The 16,111-nt window shown below is 68.9% G+C and carries 18 protein-coding genes; 5 read left to right on the forward strand and 13 right to left on the reverse strand.

What is annotated here, in order from left to right; genetic code table 11:
* Nucleotides 1-33 precede the first annotated feature (33 nt).
* Nucleotides 34-1,455 carry a mannose-1-phosphate guanylyltransferase/mannose-6-phosphate isomerase gene (locus ACYVO7_RS08225; RefSeq protein WP_460449342.1) on the reverse strand — a complete coding sequence of 474 codons (1,422 nt, stop codon included), beginning with the start codon at nucleotides 1,453-1,455 and terminating at the stop codon, nucleotides 34-36.
* Nucleotides 1,456-1,848: 393 nt separating this feature from the next.
* On the opposite strand from ACYVO7_RS08225, the gene ACYVO7_RS08230 reads away from it, so the two are divergent.
* Nucleotides 1,849-2,355 (forward strand): hypothetical protein, encoded by a 507-nt coding sequence (locus tag ACYVO7_RS08230; protein ID WP_460449343.1) that lies wholly within the window; start codon nucleotides 1,849-1,851, stop codon nucleotides 2,353-2,355.
* A gap of 3 nt (nucleotides 2,356-2,358) precedes the next feature.
* Here the strand turns inward: ACYVO7_RS08230 and ACYVO7_RS08235 are convergent, their stop codons facing one another.
* Entirely contained in the window at nucleotides 2,359-3,567 is a 1,209-nt protein-coding gene (locus tag ACYVO7_RS08235) for a glycosyltransferase (RefSeq protein ID WP_460449344.1), read from the reverse strand.
* Between the two features lie 245 nt (nucleotides 3,568-3,812).
* Here ACYVO7_RS08235 and fliG point away from each other — a divergent pair, with 245 nt between their 5' ends.
* From fliG to ACYVO7_RS08255, 4 genes are all read left to right on the forward strand, one after another.
* On the forward strand, nucleotides 3,813-4,835 hold the full coding sequence (gene fliG / locus ACYVO7_RS08240) for a flagellar motor switch protein FliG (RefSeq protein ID WP_460449345.1): 1,023 nt from the start codon (nucleotides 3,813-3,815) through the stop codon (nucleotides 4,833-4,835).
* A gap of 108 nt (nucleotides 4,836-4,943) precedes the next feature.
* Nucleotides 4,944-5,486 (forward strand): response regulator, encoded by a 543-nt coding sequence (locus tag ACYVO7_RS08245; protein ID WP_460449346.1) that lies wholly within the window; start codon nucleotides 4,944-4,946, stop codon nucleotides 5,484-5,486.
* Nucleotides 5,479-6,057 carry a hypothetical protein gene (locus ACYVO7_RS08250; protein WP_460449347.1) on the forward strand — a complete coding sequence of 193 codons (579 nt, stop codon included), beginning with the start codon at nucleotides 5,479-5,481 and terminating at the stop codon, nucleotides 6,055-6,057. Before ACYVO7_RS08245 ends, ACYVO7_RS08250 begins: the two co-directional genes overlap by 8 nt.
* Nucleotides 6,047-6,436 (forward strand): response regulator, encoded by a 390-nt coding sequence (locus tag ACYVO7_RS08255; protein WP_460449348.1) that lies wholly within the window; start codon nucleotides 6,047-6,049, stop codon nucleotides 6,434-6,436. Before ACYVO7_RS08250 ends, ACYVO7_RS08255 begins: the two co-directional genes overlap by 11 nt.
* A 75-nt stretch (nucleotides 6,437-6,511) precedes the next feature.
* Here ACYVO7_RS08255 and ACYVO7_RS08260 read toward each other — a convergent pair whose 3' ends face one another.
* The 11 genes from ACYVO7_RS08260 to ACYVO7_RS08310 form a co-directional block, all read right to left on the reverse strand.
* Nucleotides 6,512-6,898, reverse strand: coding sequence for a response regulator (locus tag ACYVO7_RS08260; RefSeq protein WP_460449349.1), 387 nt, complete (start codon nucleotides 6,896-6,898; stop codon nucleotides 6,512-6,514).
* Nucleotide 6,899: 1 nt separating this feature from the next.
* Nucleotides 6,900-8,027, reverse strand: a complete 1,128-nt coding sequence (gene cheB / locus ACYVO7_RS08265; protein ID WP_460449350.1) for a chemotaxis-specific protein-glutamate methyltransferase CheB — start codon at nucleotides 8,025-8,027, stop codon at nucleotides 6,900-6,902.
* A complete protein-coding gene (locus tag ACYVO7_RS08270; protein ID WP_460449351.1) occupies nucleotides 8,027-8,644 on the reverse strand; it encodes a chemoreceptor glutamine deamidase CheD in 618 nt (205 codons plus the stop codon). The genes cheB and ACYVO7_RS08270 overlap by 1 nt, the downstream gene beginning before the upstream one ends.
* Nucleotides 8,644-9,489, reverse strand: coding sequence for a CheR family methyltransferase (locus tag ACYVO7_RS08275; protein ID WP_460449352.1), 846 nt, complete (start codon nucleotides 9,487-9,489; stop codon nucleotides 8,644-8,646). The genes ACYVO7_RS08270 and ACYVO7_RS08275 overlap by 1 nt, the downstream gene beginning before the upstream one ends.
* A gap of 91 nt (nucleotides 9,490-9,580) precedes the next feature.
* Entirely contained in the window at nucleotides 9,581-11,719 is a 2,139-nt protein-coding gene (locus ACYVO7_RS08280) for a chemotaxis protein CheA (protein ID WP_460449353.1), read from the reverse strand.
* An 8-nt stretch (nucleotides 11,720-11,727) separates the two neighbouring features.
* Complete coding sequence (locus ACYVO7_RS08285; RefSeq protein ID WP_406856766.1) at nucleotides 11,728-12,087, reverse strand: response regulator; 360 nt, start codon at nucleotides 12,085-12,087, stop codon at nucleotides 11,728-11,730.
* A 3-nt stretch (nucleotides 12,088-12,090) separates the two neighbouring features.
* Nucleotides 12,091-12,369, reverse strand: coding sequence for an STAS domain-containing protein (locus ACYVO7_RS08290; RefSeq protein WP_460449354.1), 279 nt, complete (start codon nucleotides 12,367-12,369; stop codon nucleotides 12,091-12,093).
* A gap of 260 nt (nucleotides 12,370-12,629) precedes the next feature.
* Nucleotides 12,630-13,601, reverse strand: a complete 972-nt coding sequence (locus ACYVO7_RS08295; RefSeq protein ID WP_460449355.1) for a branched-chain amino acid ABC transporter permease — start codon at nucleotides 13,599-13,601, stop codon at nucleotides 12,630-12,632.
* A gap of 1 nt (nucleotide 13,602) precedes the next feature.
* Entirely contained in the window at nucleotides 13,603-14,490 is an 888-nt protein-coding gene (locus tag ACYVO7_RS08300) for a branched-chain amino acid ABC transporter permease (protein WP_460449356.1), read from the reverse strand.
* Nucleotides 14,491-14,494: 4 nt separating this feature from the next.
* The gene (locus ACYVO7_RS08305; RefSeq protein ID WP_460449357.1) at nucleotides 14,495-15,205 is read right to left on the reverse strand and encodes an ABC transporter ATP-binding protein; all 711 of its coding nucleotides are present in this window, start codon (nucleotides 15,203-15,205) and stop codon (nucleotides 14,495-14,497) included.
* Between the two features lies 1 nt (nucleotide 15,206).
* Entirely contained in the window at nucleotides 15,207-15,965 is a 759-nt protein-coding gene (locus ACYVO7_RS08310) for an ABC transporter ATP-binding protein (protein ID WP_460449358.1), read from the reverse strand.
* Nucleotides 15,966-16,111 lie beyond the last annotated feature (146 nt).

Consider the following 16,111-nt stretch of genomic DNA (forward strand, 5'->3'; position numbering starts at 1 on the left):
GGATCTCAGGCCTGGAGGGCGCGCTCGCGCCCTTCAGCGGCCGTAGACGTCGGTGATGCGGACGATGTCGTCCTCGCCCGTATAGCTGCCGACCTGGACCTCGATGATCTCCAGCGGGATCTTGCCGGGGTTGGCGAGGCGGTGCACGCAGCCCAGCGGCAGGTAGACGGACTCGTTCTCCTGCAGCAGCTTCACGCTGTCGTCGCAGGTCACCTCGGCGGTGCCGCGCACCACCACCCAGTGCTCGGCCCGGTGGAAGTGCTTCTGCAGCGACAGCTTCGCGCCGGGCAGGACCATGATGCGCTTCACCTGGAAGCGCGGACCGATGTCGACGCGCTGGTACCAGCCCCAGGGCCGGTGCATGCGCAGGTGGTCGGTGGCCTCGGCGCGTCCCTCGGCCTTGAGCGCCTCCACGAGGCCCTTCACGTCCGGCGAGGAGGCGCGGTTGGTCACCAGCACCGCGTCCTTGGTGGTGACGACGACGACGTTCTCCAGTCCGAGCACCGCGGTCAGCATGCCGTCGCTGTGCACGAGGCTGTTGCGGGTGTCGCGCAGATGGACGGGGCCGACGGCGGAGTTTCCGAGCTCGTCCTGCGGCGAGTTCGCCAGCACCGCGTCCCACTCCCCGAGGTCCGACCAGTGGAACGACACCGGCAGGACGCCGGCCTTGCGGGTGTGCTCCAGCACCGCGTAGTCGATGGAGAGCTTCGGGGCCTTGGCGAAGTGCTCCGCGCTGAGCCGCAGGAAATCGAGGTCCTGGACCGCGTGCGCCACGGCCGCCTCGGCCGCCCGGCGCATCTCCGGCGCGAAGTCGGACAGCTCGTCCAGCATCACGTCGCTGCGGAACAGGAAGTTGCCGCTGTTCCACAGGAAACCGTCGGCGACGTAGCGCTCGGCCGTCTTGGCGTCGGGCTTCTCCACGAAGGCCGCGACCGCGAGCGCCTCGCCGTGGCCGGTCGCCGCGCCCGGCTGGATGTAGCCGAAGCCCGTCGCCGGGGCGGTGGGGGAGACGCCGAGCGTCATGATGAAGCCGTTGAGGGCGGCGGGCGAAGCCTGGCGGCAGCACTCGCCGAAATCGACCGCGTCGGGGATGTGGTGGTCGGACGGCAGGACGAGCACGAGGCGCTCGGGGCTGCGCTGCCCGGCCAGCGCCGCCGCGACCGCCACGGCGGGGCCGGAATCGCGGCCCTCGGGCTCCAGCACGATATCGGCCTCGACGCCGATCTCGCGCAGCTGCTCGGCCACGACGAAGCGGAACTCCTCGCTGGTGACCACGATCGGGCGGTCGAAGATGGTCGCGTCGGAGACGCGCCGCACGGTCTCCTGGAACATCGACACCGGCCCGGTCAGCGGGATGAACTGCTTGGGCATGGTCCTGCGGGAGGCCGGCCAAAGCCGCGTGCCAGAGCCGCCGCAGAGAATGGCGGGCGTGATCATGGCGGTGGTGGCGGTCATCAGATGCATCCCTCGGTTGGCCAGACAACTACAACTCTCGGCGTCCGACGTCCAATCTCCGCAGCTGGACGCTGGGGAATCGGCGCCCGGATACGCCGAACGGCGCGGTGAGCCAACCGTGTCGACCGAGTCGGAGCGGCTACCCCTCCACTGGCCGCAGCTCTATCCACAGGACCTAGCCCGACACGACTAAGGTCGGAACGTCATGATATCTAGAGAACTTAAGCAAAATCCTTCATAAGCCGCCTGCGATCCAAGTCTGGCTTTCTCAACTTCGTCTTGCAATCGCCCGATTTTGATTAACGAGTTGGTAACGACACAAGTGTGTAGAAGAGAAGAACGTCTGCGCGCGAATGCGCCGATCAACAGGTCGCACTCGCAAGGGGGCAGTACATGGTCGAGACGTCTCTGGAGACGCTCAGGGCTCTGTGGGAAGAGCTTCATACGCGACTGAAGTCGCAAAGCGCGGACTACCGAACCATGCTCGCCCTCCAGGCCGCCATGCGCAGCATGGAGGCGGCGTCCGGCTCGGACCCGATCGTCGTCGACCCCTTGCCCAGGGGCTCGGCCATCGACCTCGCGATCCGCGTCACGCAGGCCGAAGCGGCCCAGCGCGTGCTGGAGGCCCGGGGCGAACCGATGCCGATCGACGAGCTGATCAGGCTGGTGCCCGCCTTCGGGGGGCGCACCGGGACGCGCGCCTCGCTGTCCTCCAGCCTGTCGCAGGCCCCGCAATTCGTCAGCATCCGCTACGGCAACCGGTGGTGCTGGTGGCTGAGCGAGAGGCCGTTCGGGGAGGAGGCTGAAGCGGCCAGCCGGTCGGGGCCGCGCGCGCAGCCGCGATCCAGCCGGTGGCGGCAGATCGCCCGCGTCAGCCGCAAGCACGGTCGTAACGCGTGACGTCTAGCCTTTGAGGATGGCGAGCTGGCGCGGCAGGCAGACCCGCTTCAGGTCGTAGTTCTCCACGATCGTGCGGCGCGCCTCCCGCCGCAGCTCGGCGTAGCGGTCGGGCTCCGCCAGCGCCGAGACCACCGTCTCCACCAGCGCGTCGCGATCGAAGAACGGGACAAGCAGCCCGTTCTGGCCGTGCCGGATCGCCTCGCTCACCGGGCTCGTGTCCGATCCGACGACGAGGCAGCCCGACGCCATCGCCTCCAGCGCCGACCAGGAGAGCACGAACGGATAGGTCAGGTAGACATGCGCCCGGGAGTGGTTCAGCAGGCCCAGATAGGCCTCGTAGGGCAGGAGGCCGGCGAAGTGGACCCGGGAGAGGTCGAGCTCGCCTTTCACCTCGTCGAGGAAGATCTGCTTCCACGTCCCCTCGCGCGGCCGAGCCCCGTATGACACGCCGTCCCCGCCGACGATGACGACGCGCGCCTTCGGGCGCGCGCGCAGGATGCGGGGCAGGGCGCGCATGAACACGTGGTAGCCCCGATAGGGCTCCAGGTTGCGCGCCACATAGGTCAGGATCTCCTCGCCCGGCTCGATCGCGATGTCGCCGTGGCGCCAGGGCGCGGCGGGGCGCGGCCGGATGGCGTCGGTGTCGACGCCGTCGTGCACGGCGTGGATCAGCGGCTGGAAGATCTCCGGATACCGGCTCTTCTGCCACGCGGTGGGCGACACGGCGGCCTGCGCGTCCGCCAGCGCGATCAGCGAGGCCGCGTTCCAGGCCGACAGCCGGCCCCAGTCCGTCGCCTTCGGCTTGGAGAACTCCGGGTCGAACCCGACGTCGGAGTCGGCCCCTCCGTAGAAGAATTCGCAATAGGCGACGATCCGGGCGCGCGGGAAAAGGCTGCGCAGCGGGACGTTCTCGCCCCAGCCCGGATGAACCAGCACCACCTGCGGATCGAAGCCCACGCCCTTCACCTTCAGGCCGGCGTCGATGACCGCCTCCGCCCGGCGCATCTCCGTGTTGAAGCGCCGCGCGAAGGGATGCACCGCAGCCGGATCCTGGGCCGGCGCCACGGCGTAGCGGGCCATCGACACCTCCGGCATTCCCGGCGCCGTCTTGGCCCCGATGGCGAACAGGCGGCAGCCGCCCGCTTCGTGCAGGCTGCGGGCGATGTGCCGGTACTGGCCGGGAAAGTTGTTGTGTACGAAAAGAACGTCCATCCGCCCCGCGCCCCGAATCGGCGCGGAGCTTGGCGCGCGTCAGGCTCCGCCGCAACATCGGATGGATCGAGGGATGACGGAATTCATCTTCTCGAGGCGGAGCGCCTTGGTCCGTCCCCAGCCGCGTGGCCCGCGCGGCGCGGGACGCATTGACGCGGCCCGGCCGGCGCGGCATCCGGGGTGAGGTTCGACTGGCCGGCTGATTCGCGCGCGGGCCCGCGCAGCCGGCCTCGACGGGGGCGCCGATGGCTCAGGCCGAATCAAAGTCGCTGCAACAACTGACGGGGCTGGAGCGCGCCGCCATCCTCCTGCTCGTGCTGGGCGACGACCACGGCAGCGCGCTGTGGGAATCGCTCGACGACGACGAGCTGCGCAAGGTGTCGCTGGCCATGTCGACGCTCGGCACCGTTCCGGCCCAGGTGGTCGAGCAGGTGCTGGCCGAGCTGGCCGGACAGGCCAACCGCCTGACGGTCGTGGGCGACTATGAGCGCACGCACGACCTGCTGCTCAAGCTGCTGCCGAAGGACCGCGTCGGCCCGATCATGGACGAGATCCGCGGCCCCGCCGGCCGCACGATCTGGCAGCGCCTGTCCAACGTCCAGGACCACCTGCTCGCCAACTACCTCAAGACCGAGCACCCCCAGACCGTGTCGCTGATCCTGTCGCGCATCAAGCCGGAGCATTCGGCCAAGGTGCTGGCGATGCTGCCGGAGGATTTCGCCACGGACGTGATGCTGCGCATCCTGCAGCTCGACACCGTGTCGAAGGACACGCTCGACCAGGTCGAGGACAGCCTGCGCACCAACTTCATCGCCAACCTGTCGCAGACGAGCCGCCGCGACGCGCACGACCTCCTGGCCGAGATCTTCAACTCCTTCGATCGGTCGAACGAGGCGAAGTTCATGGAGGCGCTGGAGCGTAACGCCTACAAGGCGGCCGAGAAGATCCGCGCCCTGATGTTCACCTTCGAGGACATCACCAAGCTCGATCCGAACTCCGCCCAGGTCCTGGTGCGCGGCATCGACAAGGCGGACCTCGCCAAGGCCCTCAAGGGCGCCAGCGAAGCCACCAAGAGCTTCTTCACGACCAAGATGACGGCCCGCGCCGCCGCGATCTTCAACGACGAAATGGCGGGCCTCGGGCCGATCCGCCTCAAGGAGGTCGACGAGGCGCAGCAGAAGATCATCTCGACCGCCAAGCTGATGGCCGAGAAGGGCGAGATCATCATCGCCAAATCGGGCAACGAGGAGGACGTCGTCCTCGAGTGACGGTCCAGGCCCGGCCCGAACGGACAAGCTTTACAACTGGTAAGTGCAGGAAAAAATTAACGCAGCCGGAGGTAGTATTCGGGTTCTGGAAACCCGACCCCGGTCCCCATGTTCCGCGTCGAATATCAGCGTCTTCGTTTTCTCGTCGTCGACGACAACACCTATATGCGCCGGATCCTGAAGACGCTTCTGCACGGCTTCGGGGCGCGCGAGGTGTTCGAGGCCGAGGACGGCGCCTCCGCGCTTGACGCGTTCGCCTCGCACTACCCGGACATCGTGTTCACCGACTGGGAGATGCCGCTCATCAACGGCATCGACATGACCAAGCTGATGCGCTGCTCCGACAACAGCGTGAACCCGTTCGTGCCGATCATCATGGTGTCGGTCCATTCGGAGCGCCACCGCGTGCTGGAGGCGCGCGACGCCGGAGTCACCGAGTTCCTCGTCAAGCCGCTCTCCGCCACCGCGCTGCACCAGCGCATCCTCGGCGTCGTCGCCCACCCCCGCGCCTTCATCAAGACCTCGAGCTTTTTCGGGCCCGACCGCCGCCGCACCAAGGCCGGCGAATACACCGGCCCCGAGCGCCGCAAGGGCGAAGAGGGCGAGGTCTTTCCGCCGAAGCCGGTCCTAGTGAGCCATTCCCATGGTTGAGATCTCGCCCCTCGCGACCGCCCCCCACCTCGACAGTAAGGAGGAGCACGCCGACCATACGGTGCTGCATCCCAAGCCGAGACTGAGGGAGAAGGCGCTGGTCAAGGCCATCGCCGCCCCGCAGATCGACGCCGACATGATCGCGCGCGCCGAGCGCGCCGTGGAGGCGCTGGCGCCCAGCTACGCCGAGTGGATGAAGACGACGCTCTCGGCCGTGCAGGGCGCCCTCGAGGCCTTCGAGGCCAGCGACCAGGGCCCCGACGCCATCAAGGCCATGGCGCTCGCCGCCCAGGACCTGCGTGGCCAGTCCAAGCAATTCGGCTACACGGTCGCGGCCCGGATGGCGACGGGCCTGTGCGAACTCCTCGCCGGCGACGAGCTGGACGTGCCGCTCGTCGTGATCCGCCGCCATGTCGAGGCCATCGCCTCCGTGGTGCGGGCCGGCGTCAAGGACCAGGACAACGCGACCGCGCTGGAGCTGGTCCGTCACCTGGCCTTGCTCTGCAAGGAGGCGAAGGGCCGCCGCGACGCCATGAGCGCTCACGCCAACGGGGTTTCGGATGAGCTTTGATCGCACCCAGCCCGTGCTGGTCGTGGATGACACCTACGCCATCATCCGCATCGTCCGCACGCTCCTGAACGCCCACGGGGTGCACGACGTCGAGGGCGCGGCCAGCGGCCCGGAGGCCATCCGCAAGCTGAGCCAGCGGGCTTACGGGCTCGTCATCTCCGACTACGGCATGACCCCGATGAGCGGGGCCGACCTGAAGCTCATCATGGACGGCCGGCCCGAATGGTGCGGCATCCCGTTCCTGCTGATGACCACGCAGGACCTGGCCCAGAAGGCCAAGCTCGACAGGCCCAACGCGCCGCCCTCGATCATCAAGCCCTTCACGGCCGACGCCCTGTTGAGCGCCATGGGCCGGGCGGTCGAGGCCGTCGCCGCCTGACGCGGCCGAGCGCCACGAAAAAAACCCGCCGGGACGACCGGCGGGCTTTTGTCGTGAGGGCCTCGGCGGCCCGCGTCAGGCCACCTTCAGCACGGCCTTGACCCGCGACTGCAGCGCGTTGGGCTCCACGGGCTTCAGGATGAAGGCGTCGACGTTCAGGTTCTTGGCCTGGCGCACCGTGTCGGAGGACGTCTCGCTCGTCGCCATGATCACCGGCGTGCCGCGCAGGACGGGGTGCGACCGGATGGCCTTCAGCAGGCCGAGGCCCGAGATGCCGTCCATGTGCAGGTCGGTGATGATCAGGTCGTAGCGGGTGGTGCTGAGCTTCTTGATGGCCTCCTCGCCGCTCTCCGCGCCGTCGACCGTCTCCATGCCCATCTGGATCAGGGCGAAGCGGACGAGGCCGCGCATGCTCTTCTGGTCGTCGACGACCAGCACCTTCTTGGTTTTCAGGTCGGCCATCTCAGGCTCCCATCAGGCGTGAAGACCGGGGCCGGGGTGCGCCGGAGAGGATGTGGTCGGCGATGCGGTCGAGCGGCAGCACCTGGTCGACGGCGCCGAGCGCGACGGCCGATTTGGGCATGCCGTAGACCACGCAGGTGGCTTCGTCCTGGGCGATCGTGTGCGCCCCGGCCTTGCGCATGGCCAGCAGGCCGTCGGCGCCGTCCCGGCCCATGCCGGTCAGCAGCGCGGCGCTGGCGTTCGGGCCCGCCTCGTGGGCGGCGGAGCGGAACATCACGTCGATGGAGGGCTTGTGGCCCGAAACCGGGTTCTCGTCGCTGAGGCGCGCCACATAGCCGCCCGCCTTGCGGACGATGTGCAGGTGGCGCCCGCCGGGCGCGACCCAGACGGTGCGGGGCGCGAGGCGCCCGCCGTCCTGCGCCTCGAAGGAGGGCAGCCCGGTCGTCTGGGCGAGCCGGGTGGCCAGCCGCGGCGTGAAGCTCGGCGGCATGTGCTGGACGACCACGATGGGGCAGTTCACGCCCCGCAGGCCCTCCACAACCTTGCAGACGGCCGGCACGCCGCCCGTCGAGGCGCCGATGCAGATGATGCTCTCGCCGTCGAAGCCCGAGGCCTGGGAGGCGCTGAGCGCCGGCGTGGGACGCGGGCTCGCGGCGGGGCTGACGAGCGTCGGGCCCGTCGGCGCGCCGAGGCCGGGGTGGCGGGGCCGCAGCTTGCTGCCGGCGGCGCGCAGCAGCCCGTCGGCGGTGTCGCGCAGGAAGCGGTCGATTTCGTTCGGCTTGCCGTCCGGCTTCTGGATGCAGTCGATCGCGCCGTTCTCGAGCGCGGTCAGCGTCAGGTCGGCCGCCGAATCCGTGTGGCCCGACACCACCAGCACCGGCAGGGGCCGCGAGGCCATCAGCTGCTTGAGGAAATCGATGCCGTTCATGCCGGGCAGCTCGATGTCGAGCGACACCACGTCGACCTCGATGCTGGGCTGGCGCAGCACGTCCCAGGCTTCCTCGGCGCTCTCGGCGGAGCCGGCCAGGACGAGCCCCTCGGTTTCGTCGACGATGGCCCCGATCAGGCGCCGGATGGTGCGGGAATCGTCGATGACGAACACGCGGTAGGGACGGGTGCTGCGGATCATCAGAAAAACTCCACGTCGCCTGCGGGTTGCTGCCGGACGAAGGTGCGCCTGTAGTTCTCTTCCTGCTGGGTGACGCTGACGGCGCTCGTCTTGTCGAGCTCCTGCACCCAGGCCCGGCCGCTCGCCGGCTGGTAGCGGATGCGCCGCGGGACGGTGCCGCCCACCGAGCGCGCCACGATCGGGATGCCTTCCGTCTTCAGGAAGCGCTCGACGAAGGCGATGTTCTGCTCGCCGATCTTGAGCATGCTGCTGCCGCCGAGCACGCGCGCCCCGCCGAAGATCTTCACCTCGAGCCGGCCGCGCTGGCCGCCGCGCCGGTAGATGCTGTTGAGCAGCTGCTCCATGGCGTAGTCGCCGAAGCGCATCGCCTCGTCGCTGCCCTGGGCCAGGTCGTGCTGGTCGCTGGAGGGCAGCAGGAAGTGGTTGACCCCGCCCACGCCCGTGATGGTGTCGCGGACGCAGGCCGCCACGCAGGAGCCCAGCAGGGTGACGATGATCTGGTTCTTGTCGTCCGTGACGTAGTGGTCGCCCGGCGCGACCGAGACGATGGTGGCGCCGCTGGCGTCCTGGAAGGAGCGGCGCGCTGTCGGGGGCGCATGGGCGCCTGTCATGGCCATCAGCGCCTCCGGTAAATGGTTCGCCCGATCAGCTCGAAAGCCGGATGGGGAGGGGACAGGGATTCGGAGTGGCCGAGATAGAGCCAGCCGCCCGGCCGCAGCAGGTCGACGGCGCGGTCCACGATGCTCTTCTTGGTCGGCGCGTCGAAATAGATCATCACGTTGCGGCAGAACATGATGTCGAACGGCCCGCGCATCGGCCATTCCTGGACGAGGTTGAGCTGCCGGAAGGTCAGGTAGCGCCTGAGCGCCGCGCCCACCCGCACCATGTCGCTGGCGCCGGTCGGCTCGATCTGCAGCAGCGGCTTCAGGTCCGCCGGGGCGCGCTCCACCACCTCGCGGCTGTATTCCGCCCGCTCCGCGCGGTCGAGGACGTCGGTGTCGATGTCGGTGGCCAGGATGCGCAGGTCGAGGCTCTTGGGCGGCTGCGACGCATGCACCATGGCGGCGATCGAGTAGGGCTCTTCACCCGTAGATGAAGCAGACGACCAAATTCGCACGCGGGAGTTGTGTTTCAGCGCGCGCGAATAGGTCTCCGGCAGGGCGTCGCTCCGAAGATGGTCGAGATGGTGCCGCTCGCGGAAGAACGCCGTGTGGTTGGTGGTCAGCACGTTGAGCAGGCTGGGCAGTTCGCGCCCCCCGTCGGGGCTGCGCAGCAGCTCGCAATACTCCGCCACCGAGCGAAGCTGGAGCGCCCGCAGCCGGCGCATCAGCCGCCCGCGGATCATCGCCGACTTGTGGGCCCGGATGACGATCCCGGCCTGGTCGCGCGCAATGCCGGCGATCAGCTCGAAATCCCTGTCCGAAAGGGCGTAGTCGGAATCGTCTGTCGCAAGACCGTGCACGGTCGAGACCTCGTGCGAGAAGGATGAGGGCGCGGGGGCGCCGGAAGGGCTTGGCGCCGCCTTCGGGGCCGCGCCGGAACGGGAGCGCAGCCTAGACGGCGACGCTGAGGCTCTCATTGGCCATCGGGAGCTTGCGCCCCGACTGCGACAGGGCCGGAAGGGCGTCGACGTCCAGGATCAGCGCCACGAGCCCGTCGCCCAGGATGGTCGCGGCCGAGACGCCTTCGACCCGCCGGAACGAGGATTCGAGGTTCTTCACCACCACCTGCTGCTGGCCCACGATCTCGTCGACCGCGATCGCCAGGCGGGGGACGGTGTCCGTCTCCACGATGACCACGATCGGCTCGTGCCCGATCGCCCGGATGCCGAGCAGCTTGCGCAGCTTGAGCAGCGGCGCGATCTCACCCCGCAGCTGCAGGATGTCGCGTCCGCCCGGCAGGGGCTCCACGCTTCCCGGGTCGAGCTGCATGGTCTCGACGATCGAGGAGAGCGGGAAGACGAAGCGCTCGGTCCCGGCCCGCACGATCATCCCGTCCAGCACCGCCAGCGTGAGCGGCAGGCCGAGGGTGAACTTGCAGCCGCGGCCGGGGGTCGATTCCACGGTGATGCGCCCGCCCAGCGCCTCGACGTTTCGCCTCACCACGTCCATGCCGACGCCGCGCCCGGAGACGTCGGTCACCTGCTGGGCCGTGGACAGGCCGGGGTGGAAGATCAGGTTGTCGGCTTCCTCCGGCGTCGGCTCGGCGTCGGGCGCCAGCAGCCCGCGCGCCTTGGCCTTGGCGATGAGCTTCTCGCGGTTGATGCCGCGCCCGTCGTCGGTGACGCAGATCAGGATGCGCGAGCCGCGATGCTCGGCCGAGACCCGGATGGTGCCGTCCGGCGCCTTGCCGGCGGCGATGCGCTCCTCGGGCGGCTCCAGGCCGTGGTCCATCGAGTTGCGCAGCATGTGGATCAGCGGGTCGGCGAGCTCCTCCACGATGGTCTTGTCGACCTCCGTATCCTCGCCGGCCAGCACGAGATGCGCCTTCTTGCCGAGCGCGCGCTCCAGCTCGCGCACGAGGCGCGGCAGTCGCTGGAACACTACCTTCACCGGCTGGGCGCGCACCGCCATGACGTTGTCCTGCAGCTCGCGCGTCTGGCGGGCGAGGCTGAACAGGGCGTCGACGAAGGAGGCGGCTTCGCGCTTGGCCAGCACGCCGGCGCGTTCCGACAGCATGGACTGCGTGATCACGATCTCGCCGACGAGATTCATCAGGCGGTCGATGCGCTCCAGATCCACCCGGATGGTGCCGCCGGAGGGCCGGCGCTGCACCGCCTGCAGCGCCGCCGGAGCGGACCCGGGCGCGGAGGGCGCGCCGTCGCCATGGACCGCCTCAAGCGCCGCTTCGGGCTGGGCCGGGGCCGGGGCGGCGGGCTCGCTCGTCGCGGCCGCGCTCTCGGCGGGAGGCGGAGCGATCTCGGCCGGAGCGGCCTCGGGCGGCTCGCCGCCTACGCTGAACTCCTCGTCGGCCAGGAAGGATTCCAGCGCCTCGACGATGTGCTCGTCCGAGCTGGCGGTCTCCAACTCGATCTCCCACGACATCCAGCACTCGGCCGGGTCGAGGGTCGCGATGGACGGAACCCGGGAGGTGTCGCAGGTGACCTCGATCGGGCCAAGATGGCGCAGCGCGTCGAAGATCATTCGCGGGTCGATGGCCCGCCGGAAGAAGTCCGTGTCGGGCCGCAGACGGATGGTGACCCGGCGCGTGGCGCTGGCGGGCTCTTCGGCCACGGCCGGAGCGGCGGGTTCGGCGGCGGGCGCGGGCTCCTGGTCGAAGAAGATCTCGTCGCCGGGCTTGGGCGCCACGGTCTTGCCGCCGGCCATCGCCTGCAGGGCGGCCACGAGGTCCGGTCCGACCGGGCTCGAGCGGCCGTCGCGGGCCGCGCCGATCTGCTCGTTGAGGACGTCGCCGGCCTGCAGGAGCATGTCGATCGGGGCGTCTTCGACCGCGACCTTGCCGGAGCGCAGCGCGTCGAGGCAGGCCTCGAACATGTGCGCGAACTCGACCAGTTCGGTCAGCGCGAAGGCGCCGGCCCCGCCCTTGATCGAATGAACGGCCCGGAAGGCGCCGTGGATGTCGTCGGGGGTCGCGCGCCCTTCCGAAATGGCGGCCAGATGCCCTTCGAGAAGCCCGATGAATTCATCGCACTCGTCGAAATAAATGCTGCGGATCTCGGCAAGAGCATCCATGGCGCGTTCTACTTCTTGAAACGAGTGAGCATGTCGAGGAGGCGCTGCGGGTCGAACGGCTTGACCATCCAGGCCGTCGCGCCGGCCTTGCGGCCCTCGGCCTTGATCTCGGCGCCGCTCTCCGTCGTCAGGATGATGATCGGCACGACGCCGCCGTCGGCGCGCGAGCGCACCGCGCGGGTGAACTCGATGCCGTCCAGGACGGGCATGTTGAGGTCGGTGATCACGATGTCGGGACGGTGGTCGGCGAACCGCACCAGGCCCTCCTCGCCGTTCTCCGCCTCCACGACGTCGTAGGATGCGCCGCGCAGCGTCCGGCAGAGGAGCTCGCGAAGTGTTCTCGTATCGTCAATGGCCAGGATGCGCACCGTCTACTCCATCGGAATGGTCATCAGGTCGGCGAAGAGGCCGAAACCTTGGAAAGCGTCGATCATGGCCGCACTCGGTGAAACGAGTGTAAAGGACTGGCCGCCCTCGCTCGCCGCCTTGCCGGCCGCCAGGATGACCTGGGCCAGGATGGGGGTGAGCCCATCAGCCTGGGAGCCGTCGAGCCTGACCGGCTTTCCCGCTCCGAACGCGTCCTTGACCTTGTTGCAAAGGTCGAAAATTTCGTCGCGGCTCACCGAACCGCCAATCGCGAGATCAACCAAGTCGCCCTCCTGGGTCGTTCTCAACAATTACTGTCCGGAACTTAACAAAACTTTATTATGCACCTTCCGGTGGATTTTACATCAATGCAGCAACTGAAAGTTGTAAATACGCGTCCAACCCGGTTCGAGCGCGACCGGGTCCGCGATGGAGGTTGCATGGCAGGCTGAAATCAGGGCCGCGCGCGACGGCGCCGCGCGGGCAGAGGCGGCCAGGAGCGTCGACAGGCCGGGCCGGGCGGTCCGGCCCGCGGGCGAATCGCTCAGCCGCGCCGGCCGAGCGCGTGCTCGATCTCGCCGACCACGCCGCGGCGGAACAGCAGCACGCAGGCGACGAAGATCGCGCCTATCAGCACCGTGACCGGGAAGTCCAGGGCCGCCAGGTAGTTCTCGAGCGACACCACGATCAGCGCGCCCACGACCGGGCCCAGCATCGTTCCGATGCCGCCGAGCAGCGTGATGAGCACGACCTCGCCCGACATCTGCCAGGTGATGTCGGTGAGCGACGCGAGCTGGAACACCAGCGTCTTGGCTCCGCCGGCCACGCCCGCGAGCGCCGCCGAGATCACGAAGGCGATCAGCTTGTAGCGGTTCACGTCGTAGCCCAGCGAGATGGCGCGCGGCTCGTGCTCGCGGATGGCCTTCAGGATCTGCCCGAAGGGCGAGTGCACGATGCGCCACAGCGCGAACATCCCGAACAGGAAGATCACCAGCACGAAGCCGTACATGTTCATCGGCTGGTTCAAGTCGATCAGGCCGAACAGGCGCCCGCGCGGGATGCCCTGGATGCCGTCCTCGCCGCCCGTGAACGGGGCCTGCAGGGCGATGAAGAACACCATCTGGCTCAGCGCCAGGGTGATCATGGAGAAATAGATGCCCTTGCGCTTGATCGCCAGGTAGCCGACCACGACCCCCAGGGCGCCGCCCGCCAGGCCGCCCAGGACGACGCACAGCAGCGGGTCGAGCTGCCAGACCTTCGCGGCGTGGGCCGAGATATAGGCGCCCGTGCCGAAGAAGGCCGCATGCCCGAAGGACAGCAGGCCCACATAGCCGATCAGCAGGTTGAAGGCGGCCGCGAACAGCGCGAAGCACATCAGCTTCATCAGGAAGACGGGGTAGATCCCGAACGGCGCCGCCAGCAGCAGCACGACCAGCCCGATCGCCGCCATGCGGCCCCAGGTCTCGGAGGAGGAGCGAAGGCCGGGCGCGCCGGCCGGGGCTGTCGTCGCAGTCATGTCACTCTCCTCGTCCGAAGAGGCCCGCCGGGCGCACCAGCAGCACGATCGCCATCACGACGAAGATCACGATGGCGGAGGCCTGAGGATAGAACACCTTGGTCAGTCCTTCGAGCACGCCCAGCATGTAGCCGGTCACGATCGCGCCCATGATGGACCCCATCCCGCCGACCACCACGACGGCGAACACCACGATGATGAGGTTCGAGCCCATCAGCGGGCTCACTTGGTAGATCGGCGCCGCCAGCACGCCGGCGAAGCCCGCCAGCGCCACGCCGCCCGCATAGGTCAGCGTCACCAGCAGCGGCACGTTGATGCCGAAGGCCTGCACCAGCGCCGGGTTCTCGGTCGCGGCGCGCAGATAGGCGCCGAGGCGGGTCCGTTCGATGATGAACCAGGTGGCGAAGCAGATCACCACCGAGGCCACCACCACCCAGCCGCGATAGATCGGCAGGAACATGAAGCCCAGATTGACGCCGCCCTGCAGCTCCGGCGGCGGCGCGTAGGGCTGGCCCGAGGAGCCGTACCAGTGGCGGAACAGGCCCTCGATCACCAGCGAAAGCCCGAAGGTCAGCAACAGGCCGTAGAGCGGGTCGAGCCCCGCCAGCCGCCGCAGCGTCGTGCGCTCGATGATCACCCCGAAGAGCCCGACCGCGATCGGCACCAGCGCCAAAGCGGCCCAGTAGTTGACGCCGAACTTGGTCAGGGCCAGCCACGCCGTGAACGCGCCCAGCATGTAGAGCGCCCCATGGGCGAAGTTGATGACGTGCAGCATGCCGAAGATCACGGCCAGCCCGAGCGACAGGAGGGCGTAGAACGAGCCGTTGATCAGCCCGATCAGCAGCTGCCCGTAGAGCGCGACGGTCGGCACCCCGAAGATGGTCGACATCGCCTCAGACCCCCAGATATTCGTGCAGCGAGCCCATGCGGGCGCTCAGTTCGGTCGTGGCGAAGCGGTCGACCACCTTGCCGTCCTCCATGACGAAGAAGCGGTCGGCCAGCTTGGCGGCGAAGCGGAAGTTCTGCTCGACCAGGATGATGGTGAAGCCCTGCGTCTTCAGCGTGCGGATGAGCTCGCCGATGCGCTGCACGATCACGGGCGCGAGCCCCTCGGTCGGCTCGTCGAGCAGCAGCACCCGCGCGCCGGTGCGCAGGATGCGGGCGATGGCCAGCATCTGCTGCTCGCCGCCCGACAGCTTGGTGCCCGGGCTGCTGCGCCGCTCCTCCAGATTGGGAAACAGCCGGTAGATTTCGGAGGTCGGCATGCCGCCTTCCGCGATGCGGGGCGGCAGCGCGAGGTTCTCGTCCACCGACAGGCTGGCGAAGATGCCGCGCTCCTCCGGCACGTAGCCGATGCCGCAGCGCGCGACCTTGTGGGGCGCCAGGGCCAGCAGGTCCTGCCCGCGCAGCCGGACCACGCCCTTGCGCTTGCGCACGATGCCGACGATGGAGCGCAGCGTCGTCGTCTTGCCCGCGCCGTTGCGGCCGATGATCGTCACCGTCTCGCCTTCGCGCACGTCGAGCGACACGCCGTGGAGCACGTGGCTCTCGCCGTACCAGGCTTCGAGGTCGCGGATCTCCAGGATGGGGTTGGGGGCCAGCATCTCAGGCCTCCTCCATGCCCATATAGGCTTCGCGGACCTTGGGGTCCTGCGAAACCTTGGCGTAGTCGCCCTCCGCGATGATCTCGCCCCGCTGCAGCACCGTGATGGTGTCGCACAGGTTCGACACGACCGAGAGATTGTGCTCCACCATCAGGATGGTGCGGCCGACCGCGGCCTTGCGGATCAGCGCCACCACCCGGTCGATGTCCTCGTGGCCCATGCCGGCCATCGGCTCGTCGAGCAGCAGCATCTTGGGCTCCAGCGCCAGCGTGGTGGCGATCTCCAGGGCGCGCTTGCGCCCGTAGCTGAGGTCCACCGCCGGGGCGTCCGCATAGACGTCGAGGTTGAAGTCGGCGATCAGCTCGCGCGCCCGGCCGTCGAGCTGGCGCAGCGTCTTGTCCGAGCGCCAGAACTGCGTCGCCAGCCCGGCCCGGCGCTGCAGCGCGACCCGGATGTTCTCCAGCACGGTCAGATGCGGGAAGGTCGCCGAGATCTGGAAGGAGCGCACCAGCCCGCGCCGGGCGACCGCGGCGGGCTGCTCGCCGGTGACGTCGGTCCCCTCGAAGACGATGCGCCCGCTGGTCGGGGTGAGGAACTTGGTCAGCAGGTTGAAGACGGTGGTCTTGCCGGCGCCGTTGGGTCCGATCAGCGCGTGGATCGAGCCCGGCTTCACCGAGAGATTGACGTTCTTGACTGCGACGAAGCCGAGGAACTCCTTCGTGAGCCCCTCGGCCTGCAGGATGGCGGTTGGCGCTGTCATGGGCGGGCAGGCCTCGAATGAATGAGAGAAACGCGGTCTCTCCCTCTTCCGGCGGAAGAGAGGGGGGGGGGGGGGGGGGGGGGGGGGGGGGGGGGGGGGGGGGGGGGGGGGGGGGGGGGGGGGGTGGGGTGGGGGGGGGCGGCGGG

It is taken from the genome of Alsobacter sp. SYSU BS001988 (assembly GCF_054796215.1).